Here is a 25039-nt window from a genome sequence, read left to right as displayed (position 1 = left end):
CACCACGGGCAGGTATTTTTTAAGCCGTCCGCGCATTCCGCACGGACGGATGCCAGAACGTGACAGCCCGCTCGATGAGCGCGACTATCCCGTAAAAGGCGGAGCCAGCCACCGCCGCAACGGCGATTTCGGCCCAAACCATATCGACATTCATGCGTCCCACCTCGGTGGAAATCCTAAACCCCATGCCGACGATCGGCGTGCCGAAGAATTCCGCGACGATCGCGCCGATCAGCGCCAGAGTGGAGTTGATCTTGAGTGCGTTGAAAATGAAAGGCCATGCCGCTGGAAGACGCAATTTAACAAGGGTTTGAAACCAGCTGGCGGCATAGGTGTGCATCAGGTCGCGCTCCATCGAACTTGCCGCAGCAAGGCCTGAAACCGTGTTTACCAGCATCGGGAAGAACGTCATGATGACGACGACCGCCACCTTCGATTGCCAGTCGAAGCCGAACCACATGACCATGATCGGTGCGACGCCGATGACGGGCAGGGCGGAGACAAAATTGCCGAGCGGCAGAAGGCCCTTCTGCAGGAAAGGCGAACGGTCGATGGCAATCGCAACGAGGAAGCCGAGCCCGCAGCCAAGCGCATAGCCGGTGATGACGCCTTTTAGGAACGTCTGCTGGAAATCGGCCCAAAGTGTCGGCACCGAGTTGATCAGCCGCGTCCAGATCATCGACGGTGGCGGTAGCAGCACCGAGGGAACATTGAGCCCGCGCACCAGTCCTTCCCAGAGAACCAGAATGCTGACGCCGAACAGCAGGGGAACTGCCAGACGAACAACGCTGTTTGCTGACGGGATGCGGAATTTCCTGCGCACCAGCCATTCATTGGTTGCCCAGGCCGCAAGCCAGAAGACGATGGCGCCGAACAGAAGACTATAGTTCATGGTTTCATCCCCATGCGCTTGAGGACGGCGGTGTGGGCAAGCCCGACAATGATCACCAGGGTTGCGGCGAGCGCTGCCGCCATGAACAGAGCCGACCAGATCTGCACCGTCTGGCCATAATAGGAACCGGCGAGCAGGCGGGCGCCGAGACCGGACACGGCACCGGTCGGCAATTCGCCGACGATGGCACCAACCAGCGAAATGGCGATGGCGACTTTCAACGAGGCGAAGAGATAGGGCATGGACGACGGCCAGCGCAGCTTCCAGAAGGTCTGCGACGGGCTGGCATAATAGGTGTGCATCAGGTCAAGCTGGATCTGTTCAGGCGCGCGCAGCCCCTTCACCATGCCGACGACGATCGGGAAGAAGCTCAGATAGGTGGAGATCAGCGCCTTGGGCAAAAGCCCGGATATGCCGACGGCATTGAGGACGACAATGATCATCGGCGCGATGGCGAGGATCGGAATGGTCTGGCTGGCAATGACCCAGGGCATCAGTGAGCGATCCATCGCCCGGTTATGGACGATGCCAACCGCCAGCAGGATACCGAGCACGGTGCCGATGCCAAACCCGAGCAGTGTGGCGGAGAGTGTGATCCAAGCATGGTAAACGAGGCTTCGCTTGGAGGTGACCGGCATTAAAACCGTCGTGTTCCAGATTTCGGCGATCACCTGATGCGGGGCAGGCAGAACCGGCCGTTGCTGGAACATGGTTTTCGGCAGGATTTCGGAAAAGGTAATCTCCGTTCCCGCCCGCGCAGCCGTGTCGCGCTCGAATGGCGCGTTGAGGAAGACTGCGGAAACATACCAGATAATCAGGACGGCAAGCAGGATGACGCCCACCGGCATGATGCTGTCTTTGAAAAGGTTCGGCTTTTCCATGTTCAAGCCTTTCCTCCCGTGGGCAGCAACATCAACCCCATGGAGACGACACCCAGCGCCACTCCGGCCAGTTGTGGCAAGGTCATGCGCTCACCGAAGACGGCAAAGGCGATGAAATTGACCAAGAGGAGTTGGGCAATAGCCGATGCCGAAATGGCAAGCCCGAGCCCACCCTCACGCATCAGCCGCACCATCATCAGATTGCCGAGGCAATAGAGCCCGAGCGAGAACAGGAGGATAAGGATGTTATTGGTGGAAACATAATAACGCGATGCCGTGGCGCCGCCAAGAAAGATCGCCATGGAAGCGGCGAGCCAGAGAATGAAGGAGAGGTTCATTGGTTTGGCTCGGCCTCCAGAAAATTCGAAATGGCTTGTTCTATTGTTAAGAAAACATAGTCCGGGCCGTCGATTACCTGAGCGTTGTCAAAACGGAGGACGCTAAAGCCCTGGGCTTGAAGAAACCGATCGCGTTGGTTGTCGTGTCTCCGTCCATCTGTCGTTTCATGGCTATCGCCATCGACTTCAATCACAATGCGCGCCGACAACCAGGCAAAATCAGCGACATAAGGACCAATCGGAGTTTCACGGCGGAACCGTGCGCCGCGTGAACGGAAGTCGCGCAGCATATTCCACATTCTGGCTTCGGCTTTGGTCAGTTCGGTGCGTAGTTTCTTGGCCCTCGTTCTGGTTTTTGGGTCGATATTTGAGTGCGGCAAGAAAGACCCCTCCCGGTTCGCTGCGCTCACCACCCTCCCCACAAGGGGGAGGGAGAAAACCGCGGCGCCTGCATCGCCAAACTGAAAATGCATCGCCTGCGGCGATCCCTCAAAACTCGAGTTAGAATTTCTGCGCATCGTACGTGCAGCAATTTTGTCTTGTTGGAAGTCTGAAAAAGCGAAAGGCCGACCGGTCGAGCCCCTCCCCCTTGTGGGGAGGGGTTGGGGAGGGGCCTTCGCCGCAATCTCGGTCGCCCTACTCATCATAACTATGCCCCGCTCTCAGACCCTCGCGCACGCGATGGGCGATCGCGAGGAATTCCGGGGTTTCGCGGATGCCCAAGGGGCGTTCGCGTGGCAGGGTGGATTCGATGATGTCGGTGACGCGGCCGGGACGGGGGCTCATGACGACGATCTTGGTGGAGAGATAGACGGCTTCCGGGATCGAGTGGGTCACGAAGCAGATCGTCTTGTTGGTGCGGTCCCAGAGTTTCAAGAGCTGCTCGTTCAGGTGATCGCGGACGATTTCATCGAGTGCGCCGAACGGTTCATCCATCAGGAGAAGATCGGCATCGAAGGCGAGCGCGCGGGCGATCGAGGCGCGCTGCTGCATGCCGCCCGAAAGCTGCCACGGAAATTTCTTGCCAAAGCCCGTCAGGTTGACCAGTTCGAGGGTACGCTCGATCCGCGCCTTCTGGTCCGCGGCGCTGTAGCCCATGATTTCGAGCGGCAGAGCGATGTTCTTTTCGATGGTGCGCCACGGGTAGAGGGCGGCGGCCTGGAAGACATAGCCGTAGGAGCGGTTTTTGCGGGCGTTTTCCGGTGTCGTGCCATTGACGGTGATCGCGCCGGATGTCGGCTTTTCCAGATCGGCGATGACGCGCAGGAAGGTGGTCTTGCCGCAACCGGAGGGGCCGATGAAGGAGACGAAATCGCCCTTGTTGACGTCGAGATTGACGCCTGTCAGCGCGTTGACCGGGCCGTCGTTGGTCTCGAAGGTGAGGCCGAGATCGCGCGCCGAAACGACGGATGTTGCTGTGCCTGTCATTGTATCCGGTGCGCTCCGCCCTGAATGCCATTGGCTGGAAGATTGGTGTGACGTCATTCGGTTTTCTGCCTCCGATAGTCGTACTTCATATTTTTTGAATGGGGTATGCTGCCTGCGGCGTTCCTGCGGAGGAGATATGAAAATGTTGCAATCATCGAAACCCACCTGCCGGATCGTCCGTCCCGGCCAGACCTATGATGGTAAGCAGGGGTTCAGTTACTTCGAGGGGATTTCGGCAGAGGCTGTCGGATCGGCGGGCATCTGTATGCACCTTCTGACCATTCCGCCGGGTGGCCGGGCCAAGGCCCACAAACACGAAACCCATGAAACGGCGATCTACATGCTGTCTGGCGAAGCCCATACGTGGTTTGGCGAAAGGCTGGAGAACCATGTGATCGTGCGCGCGGGCGAGATGTTTTATATCCCGGCTGGCGTGCCGCATCTGCCGGCCAATCTGTCGGATCAGGCCGCTTCGGCCGTCATTGCGCGCACAGACCCGAACGAGCAGGAAAGCGTCGTCCTGTTGCCTGAACTGGAGGCCCTCGTGCCGTTGTAATTGTTGTCTTGCGTGAACGGGCTGGTATCGCCGCTGGCCCGCCGGCCGGCGACAGAGCGATCTGGAGGATGGGGGCCTGCTCACGTGCATTTTTTCAAAGCCCCCTCGTGTACGCCGCCCTCACCATCATACCCCGCTGGCCGGAATGCCGGTGCGCTGGACTTTGCGCGGTGCGGTGATCTCCTTCCAGGTAGAGAGCGCCTTGTTGACGGCGGTGAAAGGTTCGCGCTTGACGAATTTGCCTTGGCCTTCGCGTGTCTTGACCGTCGATTCCTCGATGGCAACCACGCCGCCGGTCAGCGTGTAGCGCGGCAGGCCGGTCACCTGCTTGCCCTCGAAGACGTTATAGTCGATCGCCGATTGCTGGCTTGAGGCCGAGATGGTCTTCGAGCGTTTCGGATCCCAGACAACGAGATCGGCATCGGCACCGACGAGGATCGCACCTTTTTTCGGGTACATGTTGAGGATCTTGGCGATGTTGGTCGAGGTCACAGCCACAAACTCGTTCATGGTGATGCGGCCGGTGGCGACGCCGTTTGTCCAGAGCATCGGCATACGGTCTTCAAGCCCGCCGGTGCCATTGGGGATCTTGGTGAAGTCACCGACGCCGAAACGTTTTTGTTCGGTCGTAAAGGCGCAGTGGTCGGTCGCGACCACCTGCAGGGAACCGGCGGAGAGGCCTGCCCAGAGGCTGTCCTGATGCTGCTTGTTGCGGAACGGCGGCGACATGACGCGGCGGGCGGCATGATCCCAGTCGGGATTTGCATATTCGCTCTCGTCCAATGTCAGATGCTGGATCAGCGGCTCGCCGTAGACGCGCATGCCGTTTTGGCGGGCGCGGCGGATGGCCTCGTGCGCCTGTTCGCAGGAGGTGTGCACCACATAAAGCGGTGCCCCCGCCATGTCGGCGATGATGATGGCGCGGTTGGTCGCCTCGCCTTCGACGGCGGCGGGGCGGGAATAGGCGTGGGCTTCCGGGCCATTGTTACCGTCTGCCAGCAACTTTGCCTGCATCTGCGCAACGATATCGCCGTTTTCGGCATGCACCATCGGCAGCGCACCGAGCTCAGCGCAACGCTGGAACGAGTGGAACATCTCGTCGTCATCCACCATCAGTGCGCCCTTGTAGGCCATGAAGTGCTTGAACGAGTTGATGCCCTTGTCCTGAACGATGGTCTGCATCTCGTTGAAGACCTGCTCGCTCCACCAGGTGATCGCCATGTGGAAGGAGAAGTCGCAATTGGCCCGCGAGGTCTTGTTGTCCCACATGGTGAGCGCTTCGAGCAGCGACTGGCCGGGCGCGGGCAGGGCGAAATCGACGACCATGGTCGTGCCGCCGGACAGGGCCGCGCGCGTCCCGCTTTCGAAATCGTCGGAGGAATAGGTTCCCATGAACGGCATTTCGAGATGGGTATGCGGATCGATACCGCCGGGCATGACATAACAGCCGGTCGCATCCAGCGTCTTGTCGCCCGAGAGATTCGGCCCGATCTCGATGATCCTGCCACCGTCGATCTTGACGTCGGCCTTATAGGTGAGGTCGGCGGTGACGATGGTGCCGTTCTTGATGACTGTGGTCATGATCTTGTTACCTCTTTGGTGTTCGCGAAGACGCCTGCGGGCGAGAAGCGGGCCGCATCGCAGCGTGCGGAAATCTCGCCGGACAGGACTGCGAGTATGGTGTCGAGAACCGCGCGCCGTTCCCGAAGAATTTCGTCGTTCCAAAACCGCAGAACTGAATAGCCGTTCTGGTTCAGCCAGCGTGTTCGAACAATATCGGAAAGCGAACCTGAATGTTGCGCGCCATCAAGTTCGATCACGAGGCTTTTTTCGCGACAGACGAAGTCAGCAACATAAGGTCCAAGCGGCACTTGCCGTGTGAACTTGTACCCGTTGAGTAGGCGATTGCGCAGTTCACTCCAGAGTTTGTATTCGGCCTCTGTCTCTTCCTGCCGCAGGTGGCGAGCCTTGGCTGTTGCTCCGCTGCGGTGCTTGGTAATGTCGTTGTTCTTTTGGGCATTCATCGGAAGGCCCCCTCATCCGACCCTTCGGGCCACCTTCTCCCCGCTGGGGAGAAGAGGGAGTGCGTGGAGGCCCCGCGCATTACGGATAGTTCTGAAAGCGCAGAGGTAAAGGGCGATATTGTTAGCACGGCAAACACCCTCTTCTCCTCAGCGGGGAGAAGGTGGCTCGAAGGGCCGGATGAGGGGGCCACGGCCACGGTCTTCACCCCACGATCCCCGCAGTCTCCACCACCGCGTGGAACAGCACGTCGCAGCCGGCGGAAGCCCATTCCTTGGAGATCTCCTCGGCCTCGTTGTGGCTCAACCCGCCGACACAGGGGCACATGACCATGGTGGCGGGGGCGACTTTGGCGGCCCAGCAGGCGTCGTGGCCGGCGCCGGAGATCAGGTTCATGTGGCTATAGCCAAGTTTCTCGGCGGCGGTGCGTACGGCGGTCACCAGCGCCGGATCGAAGGTCACCGGCTCGAAATGGCCGATGGCCTCGATGGAACAACCAACGCCGAGCGCTTCCGTGATCTTCGGTGCTTCGGCCTCGATCTTCGCCCGCATGCGGTCGAGCTTGGCCTTGTCGGGCGAGCGGATGTCGACGGTGAACACAACCTTGCCCGGCAGCACGTTGCGCGAATTCGGCGAGAAGAACACCTGGCCAACGCCGCCAACGGCACCCGGCTGGTTTTCCATCGCGACCCCCTGGACCATTTCAACGATCCGCGCCATCGCCAGCCCGGCATTGACGCGCAGGTTCATCGGCGTCGAGCCGGTATGCGCTTCGCGGCCCGTCAAGGTGAATTCCAGCCACCACAGGCCCTGACAGTGCGTCACCACACCGATAGTCTTTTCTTCTGCCTCGAGGATCGGGCCTTGCTCGATGTGATATTCGAAATAGGCGTGCATTTTTCGCGCGCCAACCTCTTCCTCGCCTTGCCATCCAATCCGTTTCAATTCGTCGCCGTAGGACTTGCCGTCGGGATCCTTGCGGCCATAGGCGTAATCCAGCTCATGGATACCGGCAAAGACGCCGGAAGCGAGCATGGCGGGCGCGAAGCGCGCGCCTTCCTCGTTTGCCCAATTGGTGACGACGATCGGATGCTTCGTCTTGATGCCGAGATCGTTCATGGTACGCACGACCTCCAATGCGCCCAAAACGCCGAGCACGCCGTCATATTTGCCGCCGGTTGGCTGGGTATCGAGATGGCTGCCGACATAAACGGGAAGGGCGTCGGCATCGGTACCGGGGCGGGTGGCAAACATCGTGCCCATCTTGTCGACGCCCATGGTCATGCCGGCGTCTTCGCACCATCTTTGAAACAGGTGACGGCCTTCGCCATCTTCGTCGGTCAATGTCTGGCGATTGTTGCCACCGGCAATGCCGGGGCCGATCTTGGACATGTCCATCAGGGAATCCCACAGACGGTCGGCGTTGACGCGCATGTTCTCGCCCGGTGCATGAGCCATGACGGTTCTCCTCATTCTTTTTAAGGGAGGCAGATTTGGCTGCGCATCCCATCGTTCCCGTGGTCAAATCGGGGCATCTGGTTTTTTCGATTGCCCTGCGATCAGCCGTTGCGTTTGAGTTTGAACTGACTGATAATTTGACCGGTTGGTAAAACATTACAACTTCCGTTGCCGCACTCAAGACGAAAAACAGAAAAAACGTCAGTGCCGTCCGAATTTTTGGACCACGCGGTTTTCGGAGGTTTTCAAGCCGTACGCCGGCGGCGATTGGTGAGAAGACTGGGGGAAAGATGGTACTTCCGAGGGCAGCCCGAACGCAACGGCGAACCCGCATCCAGGAGGAGAAGGAAGAACTGATTCTCGAGGCGGCGCTCGACGTCTTTGCCACCCACGGTTTTCGCGGCAGCACCATCGACCAGATCGCTGAAGTGGCGGGCATGTCCAAACCCAACCTGCTCTATTATTTCCGCACCAAGGAAGCAATGCACCGGGCGCTGATCGACCGGGTGCTCGACAACTGGCTCGACCCGTTGCGCGAGTTCGATGCGGAGGGGAGTCCGGTTACGGAAATCCGGAGTTACATCCGCCGCAAGCTGGAGATGGCGCGGGATTTCCCGCGCGAAAGCCGGTTGTTCGCCAACGAGATCCTGCAAGGTGCCCCCCATATCGAGGACGAGTTGAAGGGCCCCTTGAAATCGCTTGTCGACGAGAAGGCCGAGGTGATCCGCAGTTGGGCCAAGTCCGGCAAGATCGCCAAATGCGATCCTTATCACCTGATCTTCGCCATCTGGTCGACCACGCAGCATTATGCGGATTTCGACGTTCAGGTGCGCGGAGTGCTCGGCGAGGAGCACTCCGGCGAAGGGCGTTTCGAAGATGCTGCGCGGTTCCTCGAGCAGCTCTTCGTCAGTGGGCTGGAAATCCGCAACGGTGGCGCCTGATCCGGAATTAGCAGTCGTCGCTGACGATCCGGTTGCGGCCTTCCGCTTTTGCGCGGTACAGCGCCATGTCGGCTCGGGTCAGCATTTCCTCGAACGACAATTTTGAAGTGCTGCTGCAAACGGCCAGGCCGCCACTCACCGTGATCGACAGCGTTGTTCCATCGCCGGCATCGATTTCCAGGCGCTCGACGGCTTGCCGGATGCGTTCCGCCACCATTCTTGCGGCGGCTGCCGAGGCCCTTGGCAGCACCACGCAGAACTCTTCGCCTCCGGTCCGCCCGAAGAGGTCGTCTTTCCGCAGCGTTGAAGTGACGGCGGATGAAAAGGCAATTAGCGCATTGTCGCCGACCGCATGCCCGTGCTGATCATTGACCGATTTGAAGTGATCGATGTCGAGAACGAGAACGGCCGAGCCATCGACGTTGCCGCCCTGCGAAATGGCGTTTTCGCTGCGTGCCATGAAGGTGCCGCGGGCGAGCGTGCGGGTCAAGAAATCATGGTCGACAGAATCCTGAAGGCGCTGCAGCAGCCCGTTTCGGGTCGTCGTAATGCTTGCCACCGAAAGCGGGGCCATCGCAATCATGCCAAGGCCCAGCCGGATGGATTGCATCCACAAAAGAGGATCCACGGCCTCTGGTGCACTCGTGCTGAAGGTCATCATACCCCAGATGCTGAAGACCATAGTCAGCAGGGTCATCGGAAACAGCGAGAAACTGGTGGCGCACCAAAGCAGGGCCGGAACTGGAAACGCGAAAGCTCCGGGGCCGCCGATGAAACTGCTGGCGAGCATCGACAGCAAAAGGGCCGCCAAGGGAAGAGCATGGCGTCTCTCTGACAGCGCCGTTCGGCTGGAGGCTGCCAGCTTGGCAGGCCATTCGCGGAACGACGGCGCGATGAGTATCACGGGCAAAATGACGATGAAATTCACAAGCTCTGTAACCAGCCAGAACCAGAATCCGGAAAAATAGGTTTGCCCAAGCGAAAATCCTGCAGCAAAGCCGCCGACAAGCCCGCTGGCGAGGGCCGCAACGCTGCAGATCGCGAACATGATGATGACGGACTGAGGCTCGCGAAGGCGCTGGTGACCACGGCCGGCGAGACGATAGAGCAGACTGCCGGCAAAGACACCGGTAACGTTGGCGCCGGTAAGCCAAAGGGTCTTGGTCAGGGTGCCGCCGGTTATCATGTCGGCGGCAATGTAACCGGCAATGGCTCCCGCCCAGCCAAACGCGGTAGCAAAACCGGGGCGCCGGACCATCACGCCCAACAGGACGGCGTTTGCGGGCCACAACAGGGCAAGCAGGCCCATCGGACGCGTCAGAATACCGAGGAGAGCCGCGACGAAGACGATACCGGCCAGAATAATTGCATCCCGGGCGGTTCCAGTCAGAGTGCCCTGTGACGATTTCCAGTTCTGGGCGATCAGTGGAGGCATGGCAGCCATATATACGTTGGCATAGTATCGTCGCTCTTGTGCGTATTTGTTGTACGCAACGTCAGTTTAATCAAACAGTACCATTAAATTCTAGGGGTATTCTGCACTCCTGTCGTCACCCGCGATTGGATTGCAGGCATGCACGCAGTGCATGCAATAGTAACTCCCCGCGCTATCCTGCGTCAGGCCGGCGGGCTGGCTTGGTGCTTTTCCGCGTCCATCATCGCCTCGATGTCGGCTGCGTTCTGGATGATCAAGGTTTCAAGCGTGCCCCTGCGGCCCCGGATGGAAATGTTGTAGCTTTCCCGGTCACTGACGTTCAGCCCGGCATATCGGACCAGGTCGGCGGAAACGGCAAGCTGGGCATCATATTCCTTGGCAAAGCCTTCCAGGCGGCTTGCCGCATTGATCGTGTCGCCGACAGCGGTCAGCGACGAGGCCTTGCCATAGCCGATCTGGCCGATAATCGCCGGGCCTGCATGCATCCCCATGGCGATGCGCAACGGCTTGTCCAGTTCGCTCATGAAATTGCGGTTGAGGACATCGATTCCCTTGGCGATGCGTGCGGTCGCGGTCAGCGCCTGTGCGCAGGCCTCCTCGATGCTGTTGTTCAATCCGAAAAGTGCCAGCGCGCCGTCGCCGATGAACTTGTCGATCACGCCGCCCGACTCTTCTACCGCTTCCCCGATAGTCTCGAAATAGCGGTTGAGCAGGAAGACCGTATCGAAGGGCAGCTGCTTTTGGGCAAGCAGCGTGAAATCGCGCAGATCGCAAAACAAGACGGCGATATGGCGTTCACGGCCGGCTGCCTGTTGCTCGGTCGGTTGAGCCTTGAGGCCGATATTGTCGCCCCCAAGAATGGGCGAAATGGACAGATTGTGGCTCGGCCGCAGCTGGCAGGCGAGGCGCACATTGTCGGGCGCGCGGATACGAGTCAGCGTTGCCCGTTCGGCGTCGCCGGCCGGTGGCTGGCGTTCCAGACCTTCGGTTACGCGCACCCGGCAGGTCGAACAGCGGCCGCGGCCGCCGCAGATCGACAGATGCGGGATACCGGCGGCGCGGCTTGCCTCCAGTACGCTGAAGCCTTTTGCCACCGAAATGACCCGGTCGGGATAGGTAACACGGATTTTTCCCCGTACCGGAATGGCGCGCAGGATCAAGGTTCCACCGATCATCGCGAGCAGGCCTGCAACGATGGATGTCCTGATTTGTCCGAGCATTTCGGGTGGGGTGCGGTGAGGCATAAACCAGGTTGTCGATGGTAGGCCCACCTCCAGCGACCGGGCGCTGACGGCAAAGCCCAGGAGAGCCAGCAGTGGAACGAGGATGGCGAAGGAATAGAAAAACAGGAAATAGCGTGGATACCAGCTGCGGCCTCGCATCCAGAACCAGGCACCCAGGCACCCATGCGCCCAGGCGAGAATCAAAGCCAGCGATTGCCGTGTCGCGTTGTAAGAACTCGACCAGAGCGCGGGTAACACTTGATAATAGCCGTCGCCGTAGCCCGTAAGCATCCACTCGACCCGGGTGCTCACTACATGGCTGACGATGAGGAAAGGGAAGGTAAGGCCGAAGATGATTTTCAGCGCCTCGCGCATTGGCATGCGTAAAGTCTGGCGGCGATAGAGGCTTTCAAGCGCAAGCACGAAATGGACGAGCAGGGATCCGTAGAGCAGCACCGTGCCCGGCCAACTGCGCCAAATCATGTTGAAAATCCGGCGCGCGTCTTCCATGGTGTCGATGGAAATAAGGCCGAGGGCGTGGTTGGAGAAATGCGTCAGCAGGAAAAAGCCCAGGCAGGCGCCCGTCAGCAGATGCAGCCTTTTGCGGGTTCGTGAGGAAGCGATCTTCAAGCAGGCATCCGGTGTTGGCGGCCAGGCCGCATCTCGTCATATCCTCTTATTGACGAGTTCGCGGTGAGGGGCAACGCACGTTTTTGTGGACGCAGCGTCGCAATTTCGTGTCCAATCCGGTGCCTGGCGGCACTGCCGTAAAATCCCGCCGTATTTGTCAGGGTTGAACGGCGATCAGCCGCCTCGCATTTCCAGCGAGGCGGCTGATACGTCATGCCCAGAAGGTTTATTCGGCGGCCTGACGGGCCATCGGGTTGTTCGGATGGGTGGTCCAGTTGGCGTAGTTCGGATCGACGGTCTTGCCAGTCCGTTCGTCCAGCACGCCCGGCTCAAGGCCGACCATGGTGATGCAGTCCTGCACGGGACAGACGTTGACGCAGAGATTGCAGCCGACGCATTCGTCTTCCATCACCTCGAAATGTCTCTTGCCATCGACATACTGGGTGATCGCCTGGTGCGAGGTGTCCTCGCAGGCGATGTGGCAGCGGCCGCATTTGATGCAGGCATCCTGGTCGATCCGGGCTTTGGCGATGTAGTTGAGGTTGAGATACTGCCAGTCGGAGACGTTCGGCACGGCCCGGCCGCAGATGTCATCGAGGGTGCGATGGCCCTTGGTATCCATCCAGGCGGAGAGGCCGGTGATCATTTCCTCAACGATCTTGAAACCGTAGGTCATCGCCGCAGTGCAGACCTGCACGTTACCGGCGCCGAGAACGAGGAATTCGGCCGCGTCCCGCCATGTGGTGATGCCGCCGATGCCGGAAATCGGCAGGCCGTAGGTTTCCGGATCACGGGCGATCTCGGCCACCATGTTGAGTGCGATCGGCTTGACCGCCGGGCCGCAATAGCCGCCATGGCTGCCCTTGCCGTCAATCGACGGTTCCGGTGAGAACGTGTCGAGATTGACCGAGGTGATCGAGTTGATCGTATTGATCAGCGACACGGCATCGGTGCCGCCGGATTTTGCCGCACGCGCCGGCTTGCGGACGTCGGTGATGTTCGGCGTCAGCTTTGTGATGACCGGCATGCGGGTGTACTGCTTGCACCAGCGCACCACCATCTCGATATATTCCGGCACCTGTCCGACCGCAGCGCCCATGCCGCGTTCCGACATGCCGTGCGGACAGCCGAAATTGAGTTCGATACCGTCAGCGCCTGTCTCTTCCACCAGCGGCAGGATCGATTTCCAGGCATTTTCCTCGCAGGGCACCATGATCGATGCGATCAGGGCGCGATCCGGCCAGTTCATCTTCACCTGCTTCATTTCGCGCAGGTTGGTGTAGAGGTCGCGGTCGGTGATAAGTTCGATATTGTTCAATCCAAGCAGGCGGCGGTCGGCGCCCCAGATCGCGCCGTAGCGCGGGCCGTTGACGTTGACGACCGGTGGGCCTTCTTCACCGAGCGTCTTCCAGACCACGCCGCCCCAGCCCGCCTTGAAGGCGCGCTCGACATTGTAGGCCTTGTCGGTCGGCGGTGCCGACGCCAGCCAGAAGGGGTTCGGAGACTTGATGCCGACGAAATTGTTGCGCAGATCAGCCATTGTTCATTCTCCCCTTCACGCGACGGCAACGGCCGGCTGCGAAGCAGCGGCGAGCACGTGGTTGATCGATTCGGCGGCGTCGCGGCCTTGTGCCACGGCGGAAACCGTCAGGTCTTCGCCGCCAAGAACGCAGTCGCCACCCGCCCAGACGCGGTCGAGCGATGTGCGGCCTTCAGCATCGACGACGATGCGGCCGGACTGCAGGGTGATGATGCCGAGGCCGTCAGCCTCGAAGGTCTGGCCGATGGCTTTGAGAACATGATCGGCTGTGAGGACGCCGGTTTCACCGGTGGTCGTCAGGCGGCCGTCGGTGATGCTCGTATAATCGAGTTCGATGCCGGCAACCTTGCCGTCGCGGGCAATGATCCGCTTGGGCTGCAGCCAGTGGCGGATTGTGACACCCTTGGCGGCGGCGAGATCCTGCTCGAATTCGGAAGCGTTCATGTGCTCCTTGCCGCGGCGATAACAGATGGTCACTTCCTCAGCACCGAGCAACTTGGCCTGTACGGCCGCATCGACGGCCGTCATGCCGCCGCCGAGCACGACGACACGGCGGCCGATGGCGATGTCGGCCTTGGTTGCTGATTGCCGCAGCGCTGCGATGAAATCGACGGCATCCTCGACGCCTTCTGCGGTTTCACCTTCCGCCCTGAGCGCATTGACGCCGGCAAGGCCGAGGCCGAGGAAGACGGCATCATGCTTGGAGAGCAGGTCGCTCAGCGAAAAATCGCGCCCGAGCATCTGGTTGTTGCGGATTTCGATGCCGCCAATGGCAAGCACATAGTCGACCTCGGCCTGGGCGAAATCATCGACCGCCTTGTAGGTGGCGATACCGTATTCGTTGAGGCCGCCGGCTTTTTCGCGGGCATCGTAGATGACGACGTCATGACCCTTGACGGCCAGACGGTGGGCGCAGGCAAGGCCAGCCGGACCGGCACCGATCACGGCAATGGATTTACCCGTCGGTTCGGCGCGCTGGTAGAATTGGCGGTTTTCGCGCATGGCAATATCGGTGGCATAACGCTGCAGTCGGCCGATCTCGACCGGCCGGTGCTCGGCCTCGTTGCGCACGCAGGCCTGCTCGCAGAGCGTTTCGGTGGGACAGACCCGGGCGCACATGCCGCCGAGAATGTTCTGGTCGAAGATGGTGTTTGCCGACCCGATCGGGTTTCCAGTCGATATCTGCCGGATGAACAGCGGGATATCGATGGAGGTGGGACAGGCCGTCATGCACGGCGCATCGTAGCAGAAATAACAGCGGTCGGAGGCGACCAGTGCTTCATGCTCATCCAGCGGTGGGTGCAGATCGGAAAAATTTCTCTCGTATTCGACGGGAGACAGGCGCCCGCTCAGTATTCCAGTTTCAGTCGTTCCCATTGTTTGCTCCCAAATGTCGTGCCTCAGGATGTCGAAACGGTAACACGCTTTATTTTTTTATCAAACGGTAAAATTTTAAAATGAAAATAGCAGGAATCCCAGCGCCGTAGGGGTTTGAAAGGGTCTGTCAGGGAAGGTGCCAAGGTCTGTGTTTGACAGACGCCGGGAAAAAATGTCAGCACATCGCACAGGGAGTACGGACAATGGCGCGCAGACCGGACGGCAATAACAGGCTCGATGACGCCGCGCGTGCGGGCTGGCTCTATTACGTTGCCGGGCGCACACAGGACGAAATCGCGGCCACGATGGGTATCTCGCGCCAGTCGGCGCAGCGGCTCGTTTCGCTGGCCATGGCCGAACGCCTGATCAAGGTCCGCCTTGATCATCCGATCGCTGCCTGCCTCGAGCTCGGGCTTCGCCTCAAGGAGAAATTCGATCTGCGGCAAGTGGATATCGTGCCGAGTGATCCCGGTTCTTCATCGACGACGGTCGGCATTGCCGAGGCGGGGGCGGCCGAGATCGAGCGCTGGCTGAAATCGGCCGATCCGATCATTCTGGCAATCGGCACGGGCCGAACGTTGAAGGCGGCGATTGATCAGTTGCCGGCGATGGAATGTCCGCAGCATCGCATCGTGTCCTTGACCGGCAATATCGGCCTCGATGGATCGGCTGCCTATTACAACGTCATCTTCTCGATGGCGGATGCGGTGAAGGCGCGGCATTTTCCGATGCCGCTGCCGGTTCTGGTCTCTTCACCGGAGGAGCGTGCGCTGTTGCACAATCAGGCGCTGGTCAAATCGGCATTGCAGCTGGGCTCGGAAGCCAATGTCGCCTTTGTCGGCGTCGGCGAACTCGGCCAGCAGGCGCCTCTGTGCGAGGACGGTTTTCTTGCGCCGGACGAAATGGCGCGGCTGATGGAAGAAGAAGGGGCCGCAGGCGAGATCTGTGGCTGGATGTTTGACCGCGACGGACAGCTCTTGCCTGGCAGCATCAACAAGCGCGTCGCCAGCGTGCCGTTGCCGTCGCGCGATTCGGCGACCGTCATCGGTATTGCCAAGGGGCAACGGAAGTACGTGGCGCTCAGGGCGGCACTCCGGGGGCGCGTGATCAACGGTTTGATTACGGACGAGTCGACTGCTGAGTTTTTGCTCGCCAACTGAGCGAATAAACAGAAATTTTCCTGAACAAAATCAAGTGAGCCATCGGACGTTTCTGCACTGCAGCAACGAATGCCGATTGACATTTTTCGTAGTTGTGTGAGTAATTGCCCACGAGCAAGGCAAATGCTCACAACTCTTCTGGGAGGAAGATATATGAACTTGAAAACTTTCCTGCTGGGCACATGCTCGGCAATCGTCATCGCGGGTTTCGCCCAGGCTGAAACCCTCACCATTGCCACGGTGAACAATGGCGACATGGTCCGCATGCAGACGCTGACGGACGATTTCACCAAGGCCAATCCGGACATTCAGCTGGAATGGGTCACGCTCGAAGAAAACGTGCTGCGCGAGCGCGTCACCACCGATATCGCCACCAAGGGCGGCCAGTACGACGTGCTGACGATCGGCACCTATGAAGTCCCGATCTGGGCCAAGCAGGGCTGGCTTCTGCCGCTCGACAATCTCGGAGCCGATTACGATGTCGATGACTTGCTTCCGGCCATCCGTTCGGGCCTGACCGCGGACGGCAAGCTCTATGCGGCACCGTTCTATGGCGAAAGCTCGATGGTCATGTACCGCAAGGACCTGATGGAAAAGGCGGGGCTCACCATGCCTGATGCTCCGACCTGGGAGTTCATCGGCGATGCTGCCCGCAAGATGACCGACCGTGCTGCCGGCATCAATGGCATCTGCCTTCGCGGCAAGGCTGGCTGGGGTGAGAACATGGCGTTCCTGACCGCTACGTCGAATGCTTTTGGCGCACGCTGGTTCGATGAAAACTGGAAGCCGCAGTTCGATCAGCCGGAGTGGAAGAACACGCTCGACATGTATGTCAAGCTGATGAACGATGCCGGCCCGCAAGGCGCTTCGTCCAACGGCTTCAACGAAAACCTGGCGTTGTTCCAGCAGGGCAAGTGCGGCATGTGGATCGATGCCACGGTGGCTGCTTCGTTCGTGACCAACCCGAAGGACTCGACCGTTGCCGACAAGGTCGGTTTCGCTCTTGCTCCCGATACGGGTCTTGGCAAGCGCGGCAACTGGCTGTGGGCCTGGAACCTGGCCATCCCGGCAGGCACTCAGAAGGCGGAAGCGGCCGAGAAGTTCGTGTCCTGGGCAACCAGCAAGCACTATCTCGACATCGTTGCCGCCAAGGAAGGCTGGGCAAACGTTCCTCCGGGCACGCGCACCTCGCTTTACAACAACCCCGAGTACCAGAAGGCGGCTCCATTCGCCAAGATGACGCTCGACAGCATCAACGCTGCCGACCCGAAGAACCCATCCGTGAAGCCCGTGCCTTACGTTGGTGTTCAGTTTGTCGCCATCCCGGAATTCCAGGGGCTTGGCACGACGGTTGGGCAGCTCTTCTCGGCGGCTCTGGCCGGCCAGATGACGGTTGATGATGCGCTGGCGCAGGCTCAGCAGGTAACCACCCGCGAAATGACACGCGGCGGCTACATCAAGTAGGTTCCTTCCCAAGGACAGGCGGCCCGGACTACCATCCGGGTTGCCAACTTAAACCTGGCGTTATTCGCTGCGAGGCCTGTTGTCGCCGCGCATGACGCCAGGCTTTTCTTAAAAGACGACCAAGGCGGCCGGATTGCTGCCCTCCCGGCGGGGCGGGTGTCCGTACCGGCATCAGAGGGAGGGTGTTGAAATGGCAACGCAGAACACGCGTGCGCTTGCGCGCTGGATGATGGCCCCGTCCGTTGGGCTTCTGCTGATCTGGATGATCGTGCCTTTGGCGATGACGCTGTGGTTCTCGTTCCAGAATTACAATCTGCTCAACCCCGGCAATGTCAGTTTCGCTGGCCTGTTCAACTACCAGTATTTTTATACGGATCCGGCTTTTTTCCAGTCCATCTGGAACACGCTGCTTATCGTGTGCGGCGTGCTTTTTATCACGGTCATCGGCGGCATCGCCATCGCCCTGATGCTCGATCAGCCGATGTGGGGGCAGGGGCTTGTCCGCATCCTGGTGATCTCGCCGTTCTTCGTCATGCCGCCGGTTGCGGCACTGGTCTGGAAGAACATGATCATGCACCCGCAATATGGGGTGTTTGCCGATATCAGCCGGTTCTTCGGGCTGCAGCCGGTCGATTGGTTCGGGCAGTATCCGCTGTTTTCGATCATCATCATCGTCGCCTGGCAATGGCTGCCGTTTGCAACGCTGATCCTGCTCACCGCGCTGCAGTCGCTGGATGGCGAACAGAAGGAAGCGGCCGAGATGGATGGTGCGGGTTTCGTCAACCGCTTCATCTACCTGACGGTGCCGCATCTCGCCCGCTCGATCACGGTTGTCATCCTGATCCAGACGATCTTCCTTCTGGGCGTCTATGCCGAAATCCTCGTCACCACTAATGGCGGCCCGGGCTACGCATCGACCAACCTGCCGTTCCTGATCTACCGCACGGCCCTTCTTGGCTACGATGTCGGCGGCGCTTCGGCAGGCGGCATCATCGCCGTCATCCTCGCCAATATCGTCGCCTTCTTCCTGATGCGCGCCGTTGGCAAGAACCTCGACAAGTAAGGGAGGCAAGACCATGGCCCGTGCCGTTTCGACCAGAAGAACCGTCGTCTTCACCATCGCCGCCTGGATCATCGCGCTGGTGATCTTCTTCCCGATCCTTTACACGATCATCACCTCGTTCAAATCCGAAACGGAGGCGATTCAAGGCTTTAACCTCATTCCTTCGGGCACGGTGGAAAGCTATCAGGCCGTTCAGGCGCAGAGCAACTACTTCAAGTTCTTCCTGAACTCGGTGATCATCTCGGTGGGCTCGACGCTGATCGCGCTGTTGATCTCTGTGCCGGCCGCCTGGTCGATGGCGTTTTCGCCGACCAATCGGACCAAGGATATCCTGATGTGGATGCTGTCCACCAAGATGATGCCGGCCGCAGCCGTGATGGTGCCGATCTACCTTCTGTTCCGCGACTTTGGCCTGCTCGACAGCCGCTTCGGTCTGACGATCATGCTGACAATGATCAACCTGCCGATCGTCGTCTGGATGCTCTACACATACTTTCGCGAAATTCCGGGCGAAATCCTCGAAGCCTCGCGGATGGACGGGGCGTCGCTGTGGGGCGAGATCTGGTACGTGCTGACGCCGATGGCGGTGCCGGGCATTGCCTCGACCATGCTGCTCAACATCATCCTCGCCTGGAATGAAGCGTTCTGGACGATCCGGTTGACCACCACCAATGCAGCGCCGTTGACCGCCTTCATCGCCTCCTTCTCCTCACCGCAGGGCCTGTTCTGGGCAAAGCTGTCGGCTGCCTCGACGCTGGCGATCGCGCCGATCCTGATCATGGGCTGGTTCAGCCAGAAACAACTTGTCCGCGGCCTGACTTTTGGCGCCGTGAAGTAACGCACAGAAAAGACTTGGGAGGCACGCATGGGCAATATCACTCTGAAAAAGGTCAACAAGAGCTTTGGCGCGACGCAGGTCATTCCAGGTATCGACCTGACGATCAACGAGGGCGAGTTCGTCGTCTTCGTCGGCCCCTCGGGCTGCGGGAAATCGACGCTGCTGCGGCTGATCGCCGGCCTTGAAGATACCACGTCCGGCACGATCGAGATCGATGGCCGTGATGTGACCGGTGCAGCCCCTGCCAAGCGGGGGCTTGCCATGGTGTTCCAGTCCTACGCGCTCTATCCGCACATGACGGTGCGCAACAATATCGCCTTTCCCTTGAAGATGGCGAAGATGGATCAAGGGGCGATCGACAAGAAGGTGACGGAGGCGGCCCGCGTCCTCAACCTTACCAACTATCTCGACCGGCGCCCCGGCCAGCTGTCCGGCGGCCAGCGCCAGCGCGTTGCCATCGGCCGGGCCATCGTGCGCGAGCCCTCGGCCTTCCTGTTCGACGAACCGCTGTCCAATCTCGATGCCGCCCTGCGTGGCACGATGCGGCTGGAGATCAGCGAGCTTCATCATCAGTTGAAGACGACGATGATCTATGTGACCCACGATCAGGTCGAAGCCATGACCATGGCCGACAAGATCGTCGTGTTGAGCGCCGGCAATATCGAGCAGGTCGGTTCGCCGCTTGACCTCTATCACCGGCCCGACAACATCTTCGTTGCCGGCTTCATCGGCTCGCCACGCATGAACTTTGCCACGGGTGAATTTGCCAAGCCGCACGACGCCCATACGATCGGCGTTCGTCCGGAACATCTCAAGCTCTCGACCGAGACCGGCACCTGGCGCGGTACCGTCGGTGTCGCCGAACATCTGGGGTCCGACACGTTCCTGCACATCCACGTCGATGGCATCGGCCTCGTCACGGCCCGCGTCGGCGGCGATTTCGCCGTCAAACACGGCGACAAGGTCTTCCTCACGCCCGAAGACGGCCGGGTGCACAAATTCAACGACAAGGGACTGGCAATTCGATGACACGGCTTTTGGGAAAAAACGCGCTGATCACGGGATCGGCGCGTGGTATCGGACGCGCGTTCGCGGAAGCCTATATCCGCGAAGGGGCTACCGTTGCCATTGCCGATATCAATCTTGAACGGGCCAAAGTGACGGCCGGCGAGCTTGGACCTTCGGCCTATGCCGTTGAGATGGACGTGACCAGCCAAGCGTCAATCGATGCAGCGATTGCGGCAGTGGTCGCAAAGGCCGGTGGTATCGACATTCTGGTCAACAACGCGGCCCTGTTCGATCTCGCACCGATCGTCGAGATTACGCGGGACAGTTACGACAGGCTGTTTACGATCAATGTCTCCGGCACGCTGTTCACCATGCAGGCCGCTGCAAAACAGATGATTGCGCAGGGACGCGGCGGCAAGATCATCAATATGGCCAGCCAGGCGGGGCGCCGGGGTGAAGCGCTTGTGGCCGTTTATTGCGCCACCAAGGCCGCGGTCATCAGCCTCACGCAATCGGCCGGGCTCGATCTCATCAAGCACGGCATCAACGTCAATGCGATCGCGCCCGGTGTCGTCGATGGTGAACATTGGGATGGCGTCGATGCGATGTTCGCCAAGTACGAGAACCGGCCGCTTGGCGAAAAGAAAAGGCTTGTCGGCGCCGAAGTCCCCTTCGGCCGCATGGGTACGGCTGAAGACCTGACGGGGATGGCGGTCTTTCTCGCCTCTGCAGACAGCAACTATGTCGTTTCGCAAACCTACAATGTCGACGGCGGCAACTGGATGAGCTGAGCTAAAGCTCGTCGAAAGGAATGAACATGACGACCAAACTCTCGCTCGCCAACCTGAATGCCATCAAGGCGACAGCGGCGACCCCAGCCTATGACCGATCCTCGTTGAAGGCTGGCATCGTCCACTTTGGTGTCGGCAATTTCCATCGCGCTCATCAGGCAATCTATCTCGACGACTTGTTCAACAGCGGCAGCGATCATGACTGGGCGATTGTCGGGGCAGGGGTCTTGCCGTCCGACGAGGCGATGCGGGCAAAGCTCGAAGCGCAGGACTTTCTGACGACGGTGGTCGAGCAGGACAACGACAAGAGTTCGGCCCGCGTCACCGCGCCAATGATCGATTATCTGCGGCCGGGCAACGCGGCAGCGACCATTGCTGCTCTATCGGACCCGGCGATCCGCATCGTGTCGCTGACGATCACCGAGGGCGGCTATTTCATCGACCCGGCATCCGGCGTGTTCAACCCGAGCCATCCGGCCATCGTCGCCGACAGCCAGAGCCCTGGCGATCCGAAGACCGTCTTCGGTCTGATCATTGCCGGGTTGAAGGCCCGCAAGGACAAGGGCATCGTGCCGTTTACGGTGATGTCCTGCGATAACATTCCGGGCAATGGTGAAGTGACGCATGCAGCGGTGTCAGGTCTTGCACGTCTGTCCGATCCGGGGCTCGCCGAGTGGATTGAGGCCAATGTCGCCTTCCCGAACGGCATGGTGGATCGCATCACGCCGGCGACCGGTCAGCGTGAAGTCGGTATCGTCGCTGACGTCTACGGTATCGACGACAACTGGCCGGTATTTTGTGAAGAGTTCAAGCAATGGGTGCTGGAGGATCATTTTCCGGCCGGACGTCCGGCCCTTGAAAAGGTTGGGGTTCAGTTTGTGCCGGATGTTGCGCCCTACGAGCATATGAAGATTCGTATCCTCAACGGCGGCCATGCGGCAATCGCCTATCCGGCAGCGCTTCTCGATATCCACTTCGTCCACGAAGCGATGGAGGACAAGACTGTCTGCGCTTTCCTCGCCAAGCTGGAGGAAGACGAGATCATCCCGGTCATCCCGCCGGTGCCCAACACCGATCTGAATGCCTATTTCAAAAAGGTCGAATCGCGGCTGTTCAATCCAAAAATCGCCGACACCATTCCGCGTCTGGCGCAGGACGGTTCCAACCGCCAGCCGAAATTCATTCTGCCGACGACGGCAGACCGGCTGCGGCTCGGCGAGGATGTCATCGGCCTGGCACTGGTCTCGGCGCTCTGGTGCCGGTATTTTGCGGGTACCACCGATAGCGGCAAGCCGATCACCTTCAACGACGGCAGTGCCGACCGGCTTCATGCGGCGGCAATCAAAGCCAAGGACGATCCACAGGCCTTTCTTGCGCTTTCGGACATCTTCGGCGATGTTGCGCAATCAACGCTGTTCCAGAAGCGGTTTGCGCATGCTCTGCGGACGCTCTGGGACAAGGGCACGCGGGCAACGCTGCAGCTCTATCTCGACGGAAAACTTGGAGAATGACCTCATGACGCTTCAGCCCCCGGGTAACGTCGTGGCCGCATACTGCGGCCACTCTGGCGGGCAAGCTGTGGTTTGACGGACATGATTAAGCATCCGGCAAAACTGGTGATTTTCGATTGCGATGGGGTTCTGGTCGATAGCGAACCCTTGTCGCTTGACGTGCTGGTTCGTGTCCTTCGCAACGCTGGCGTCGATATGGACGCCGAAGAGGCAACCGAGCGCTTTCTTGGTAAAAGCCTGAAGACCATGTCGGATATACTGCACGAGGATTACGGTCTTGCAGTCGATGATCATTTTCTGGAGCAGATGCGGCTTGATCTCTACCAGCGGTTTCGTCAGGAATTGCAGCCGGTTGCCGGAATCGCCACGGCGCTTGATCAGCTTGATTTACCGCGCTGTGTAGCCTCGTCGAGCCAAATGGAACGCATCCGGCTCTCGCTCACGATCACCGGGCTGATCGGCAAGCTCGAGCCCCATCTGTTCAGCTCCAGCATGGTCAAGCACGGCAAACCAGCGCCGGATCTCTTCCTGCACACCGCTGCCGCGATGGCCACGCCGCCGGAAAACTGCGTCGTTGTTGAAGACAGCCCCGCCGGGATCGAGGCGGCCAAGGCTGCAGGCATGCGAGTGTTTGCCTTCGCCGGTGCCTCCCATGCAAAATCCGAGCGGCATCTGGAATCATTACGGCGGCTTTCGCCCGACGTGCTGTTTGACGACATGCGTGAATTGATCCATTTTGTCCGTAAAGAACAAAGGGATGGGAACGCAGGGCTCTGATGGCGGATTTGATCGTTGCTGTCGATGTCGGAACCGGCAGCGCTCGCGCTGGCATTTTCGATCGGCATGGCAAGCAATTGGCCCGCGCGGATTATCCGATCGCCATGAACCGGCCGGAAGAAAATCACGCCGAGCATGATTCAGAAAATATCTGGGCTGCCGTCTGCATCGCCGTGAAGACGGCCCGTGCAAAGGCTGGGGTGACCGCCGAATCGATCGCCGCAATCGGTTTCGATGCGACATGCTCGCTGGTCGTCCGGGACAAGGACGGTGCTCCCTTGTCGGTCAATCGCAAGGGCGAGCCCCGTTGGGACACGATCGTCTGGCTCGATCATCGGGCGCTCAAGCAGGCTGATTTCTGCACGGCCACCGAACATCCGGTGTTGAACCATTCCGGCCGCGTCATGTCTCCGGAAATGGAAATGCCGAAGCTGATGTGGCTGAAGCAGAACCTGCCGCAGCAATGGGAAAAGACGGGCTATTTCTTCGACCTCGCCGATTTCATGTCTTGGCGGGCAACCGGCAATGCCGCCCGGTCGCGTTGCACGCTGACGGCCAAGTGGAATTATCTTTCGCACAAGGACCACGGCTGGCAGGATGAGTTTCTCCAGGAGATCGGGCTCGAGGATTTGCGCGAGCGAGGCGGCGTGCCGGAAAAGACGCTGTCCGTCGGGCAATCGGTCGGACACCTGACGGCGGCCGCTGCGGCGGAGCTGGGCCTGCATGAGGGCTGCGCCGTGGCGACGGGGCTGATCGACGCTTATGCCGGCGCGATCGGCGTGCTTGGCGGATTTGCTGGCGAGCCGGACAGGCTGGAACGGCAACTCGCTTTGATCGCCGGCACCTCCAGCTGCATCGTCGCCTTTTCCAAGGACATGAAGCCGGGTTTCGGCATGTGGGGGCCTTATTACGAGGCGGCGTTTCCAGACAGCTGGCTGATCGAGGGCGGGCAATCGGCAACCGGCGCGCTGCTTGATCACGTGGTGCGCAGCCATAGCGCCGGTGGCGAGCCGGACGCGGAGGTTCATGCGCGGATCGTGCTGCGTATTCAGGAATTGCGTGCAGCCTACGGGAGCGAATTTGCAGCGCGCCTGCACGTTCTGCCGGATTTTCACGGTAACCGCTCACCGCTTGCCGATCCGCATGCGCTCGGTGTCATCAGCGGCTTGACGCTCGACAGTTCGTTCGATGCGCTCTGCCGCCTGTATTGGCGGACCTGCGTCGCAATAGCGCTCGGCATTCGCCATATTCTCGAAATGATGAAGGAGGCGGGGTACGATCTCGATACCCTGCACATCACCGGCGGTCACGTCCGCAATGTGCTGCTGATGGAACTCTATTCCGATGTGACCGGTTGCACGGTCGTTGTTCCGGAAACCAATGATGCCGTGCTGCTTGGTACGGCCATGGTTGCGGCGGTTGCTGGCGGTGTTTATCCGGACCTGCGCGCTGCCGGACCGGCCATGTCTCCCGGTGGTCATGCGCAACACCCGAATGCGGATATGCGGGAAACCTACGATCGCGATTACCGCAAGTTCTTGAGCCTCTACAGGCACCGCGCCGAGCTGGAAACGCTGTAGGCAACGGAGTTTTCAGGCTTCAAAAAAAATCGCAACTGGACGGAACCTTTTCTTTGTGCGTCCGTTTCCATGATGTCTGGATAGAGGTTCACATCGCCCCCAATGGGAACCCCAATAATTATATCC

At 59.9% G+C, this 25039-nt stretch carries 23 protein-coding genes; 11 read left to right on the top strand and 12 right to left on the bottom strand.

Annotation, left to right across the window (positions count from 1 at the left end; genetic code table 11):
* Positions 1–19: 19 nt before the first annotated feature.
* From ACSQ3J_RS16060 to ACSQ3J_RS16040, 5 genes are all read right to left on the bottom strand, one after another.
* Positions 20–892, bottom strand: a complete 873-nt coding sequence (locus ACSQ3J_RS16060) for an ABC transporter permease (protein WP_436039538.1) — start codon at positions 890–892, stop codon at positions 20–22.
* Complete coding sequence (locus tag ACSQ3J_RS16055; RefSeq protein ID WP_436039604.1) at positions 889–1740, bottom strand: ABC transporter permease; 852 nt, start codon at positions 1738–1740, stop codon at positions 889–891. The genes ACSQ3J_RS16060 and ACSQ3J_RS16055 overlap by 4 nt, the downstream gene beginning before the upstream one ends.
* A gap of 35 nt (positions 1741–1775) precedes the next feature.
* On the bottom strand, positions 1776–2111 hold the full coding sequence (locus ACSQ3J_RS16050) for a hypothetical protein (protein WP_060505900.1): 336 nt from the start codon (positions 2109–2111) through the stop codon (positions 1776–1778).
* The gene (locus tag ACSQ3J_RS16045; protein ID WP_244482318.1) at positions 2108–2584 is read right to left on the bottom strand and encodes an endonuclease domain-containing protein; all 477 of its coding nucleotides are present in this window, start codon (positions 2582–2584) and stop codon (positions 2108–2110) included. The genes ACSQ3J_RS16050 and ACSQ3J_RS16045 overlap by 4 nt, the downstream gene beginning before the upstream one ends.
* A 163-nt stretch (positions 2585–2747) precedes the next feature.
* Positions 2748–3539 carry an ABC transporter ATP-binding protein gene (locus tag ACSQ3J_RS16040; RefSeq protein WP_060505899.1) on the bottom strand — a complete coding sequence of 264 codons (792 nt, stop codon included), beginning with the start codon at positions 3537–3539 and terminating at the stop codon, positions 2748–2750.
* A 142-nt stretch (positions 3540–3681) separates the two neighbouring features.
* Between ACSQ3J_RS16040 and ACSQ3J_RS16035 the strand changes: the two genes are divergently transcribed.
* On the top strand, positions 3682–4095 hold the full coding sequence (locus tag ACSQ3J_RS16035) for a cupin domain-containing protein (RefSeq protein WP_060506080.1): 414 nt from the start codon (positions 3682–3684) through the stop codon (positions 4093–4095).
* Positions 4096–4221: 126 nt separating this feature from the next.
* Here the strand turns inward: ACSQ3J_RS16035 and hydA are convergent, their stop codons facing one another.
* The 3 genes from hydA to ACSQ3J_RS16020 all read right to left on the bottom strand — a co-directional run bounded on the left by hydA (position 4222) and on the right by ACSQ3J_RS16020 (position 7575).
* Complete coding sequence (hydA, locus tag ACSQ3J_RS16030; RefSeq protein ID WP_060505898.1) at positions 4222–5676, bottom strand: dihydropyrimidinase; 1455 nt, start codon at positions 5674–5676, stop codon at positions 4222–4224.
* Positions 5673–6119 carry an endonuclease domain-containing protein gene (locus tag ACSQ3J_RS16025; protein WP_060505897.1) on the bottom strand — a complete coding sequence of 149 codons (447 nt, stop codon included), beginning with the start codon at positions 6117–6119 and terminating at the stop codon, positions 5673–5675. Before ACSQ3J_RS16025 ends, hydA begins: the two co-directional genes overlap by 4 nt.
* 202 nt (positions 6120–6321) lie before the next feature.
* Complete coding sequence (locus ACSQ3J_RS16020; RefSeq protein WP_060505896.1) at positions 6322–7575, bottom strand: Zn-dependent hydrolase; 1254 nt, start codon at positions 7573–7575, stop codon at positions 6322–6324.
* Between the two features lie 290 nt (positions 7576–7865).
* Here ACSQ3J_RS16020 and ACSQ3J_RS16015 point away from each other — a divergent pair, with 290 nt between their 5' ends.
* The gene (locus tag ACSQ3J_RS16015) at positions 7866–8516 is read left to right on the top strand and encodes a TetR family transcriptional regulator C-terminal domain-containing protein (RefSeq protein WP_060505895.1); all 651 of its coding nucleotides are present in this window, start codon (positions 7866–7868) and stop codon (positions 8514–8516) included.
* A 7-nt stretch (positions 8517–8523) separates the two neighbouring features.
* On the opposite strand, the gene ACSQ3J_RS16010 is transcribed toward ACSQ3J_RS16015, so the two are convergent.
* The 4 genes from ACSQ3J_RS16010 to ACSQ3J_RS15995 all read right to left on the bottom strand — a co-directional run bounded on the left by ACSQ3J_RS16010 (position 8524) and on the right by ACSQ3J_RS15995 (position 14721).
* On the bottom strand, positions 8524–9960 hold the full coding sequence (locus ACSQ3J_RS16010; protein ID WP_060505894.1) for a GGDEF domain-containing protein: 1437 nt from the start codon (positions 9958–9960) through the stop codon (positions 8524–8526).
* Between the two features lie 173 nt (positions 9961–10133).
* Entirely contained in the window at positions 10134–11804 is a 1671-nt protein-coding gene (locus ACSQ3J_RS16005) for an adenylate/guanylate cyclase domain-containing protein (RefSeq protein WP_060505893.1), read from the bottom strand.
* Positions 11805–12030: 226 nt separating this feature from the next.
* Positions 12031–13344 carry an NAD-dependent dihydropyrimidine dehydrogenase subunit PreA gene (gene preA / locus ACSQ3J_RS16000; RefSeq protein WP_037099036.1) on the bottom strand — a complete coding sequence of 438 codons (1314 nt, stop codon included), beginning with the start codon at positions 13342–13344 and terminating at the stop codon, positions 12031–12033.
* A 15-nt stretch (positions 13345–13359) separates the two neighbouring features.
* On the bottom strand, positions 13360–14721 hold the full coding sequence (locus ACSQ3J_RS15995) for an NAD(P)-dependent oxidoreductase (RefSeq protein WP_037099033.1): 1362 nt from the start codon (positions 14719–14721) through the stop codon (positions 13360–13362).
* Positions 14722–14924: 203 nt separating this feature from the next.
* Between ACSQ3J_RS15995 and ACSQ3J_RS15990 the strand changes: the two genes are divergently transcribed.
* From ACSQ3J_RS15990 to ACSQ3J_RS15950, 9 genes are all read left to right on the top strand, one after another.
* Positions 14925–15881: a sugar-binding transcriptional regulator gene (locus ACSQ3J_RS15990; RefSeq protein ID WP_060505892.1), complete on the top strand. Its 957-nt coding sequence runs from the start codon at positions 14925–14927 to the stop codon at positions 15879–15881.
* 153 nt (positions 15882–16034) lie between these two features.
* Positions 16035–17345, top strand: a complete 1311-nt coding sequence (locus tag ACSQ3J_RS15985) for an ABC transporter substrate-binding protein (RefSeq protein WP_037099029.1) — start codon at positions 16035–16037, stop codon at positions 17343–17345.
* 190 nt (positions 17346–17535) lie between these two features.
* On the top strand, positions 17536–18408 hold the full coding sequence (locus ACSQ3J_RS15980; protein WP_060505891.1) for a carbohydrate ABC transporter permease: 873 nt from the start codon (positions 17536–17538) through the stop codon (positions 18406–18408).
* A gap of 13 nt (positions 18409–18421) precedes the next feature.
* Positions 18422–19246: a carbohydrate ABC transporter permease gene (locus ACSQ3J_RS15975; protein WP_037099024.1), complete on the top strand. Its 825-nt coding sequence runs from the start codon at positions 18422–18424 to the stop codon at positions 19244–19246.
* Positions 19247–19273: 27 nt separating this feature from the next.
* Positions 19274–20275: an ABC transporter ATP-binding protein gene (locus tag ACSQ3J_RS15970; RefSeq protein ID WP_060505890.1), complete on the top strand. Its 1002-nt coding sequence runs from the start codon at positions 19274–19276 to the stop codon at positions 20273–20275.
* Positions 20272–21045, top strand: coding sequence for an L-iditol 2-dehydrogenase (locus ACSQ3J_RS15965; protein ID WP_436039537.1), 774 nt, complete (start codon positions 20272–20274; stop codon positions 21043–21045). The genes ACSQ3J_RS15970 and ACSQ3J_RS15965 overlap by 4 nt, the downstream gene beginning before the upstream one ends.
* A 26-nt stretch (positions 21046–21071) precedes the next feature.
* A complete protein-coding gene (locus ACSQ3J_RS15960) occupies positions 21072–22556 on the top strand; it encodes a mannitol dehydrogenase family protein (RefSeq protein ID WP_436039536.1) in 1485 nt (494 codons plus the stop codon).
* 81 nt (positions 22557–22637) lie between these two features.
* Entirely contained in the window at positions 22638–23333 is a 696-nt protein-coding gene (locus ACSQ3J_RS15955; RefSeq protein WP_436039602.1) for an HAD family hydrolase, read from the top strand.
* Positions 23333–24913, top strand: coding sequence for an FGGY-family carbohydrate kinase (locus ACSQ3J_RS15950; RefSeq protein WP_436039535.1), 1581 nt, complete (start codon positions 23333–23335; stop codon positions 24911–24913). The genes ACSQ3J_RS15955 and ACSQ3J_RS15950 overlap by 1 nt, the downstream gene beginning before the upstream one ends.
* Positions 24914–25039: the final 126 nt, after the last annotated feature.

The organism is Rhizobium sp. LjRoot98 (assembly GCF_964252935.1).
Taxonomy (GTDB): Bacteria; Pseudomonadota; Alphaproteobacteria; order Rhizobiales; family Rhizobiaceae; genus Pararhizobium.
Note: the sequence above shows the minus strand (reverse complement) of the source record. Positions and strands in the feature narration are given on the sequence as shown.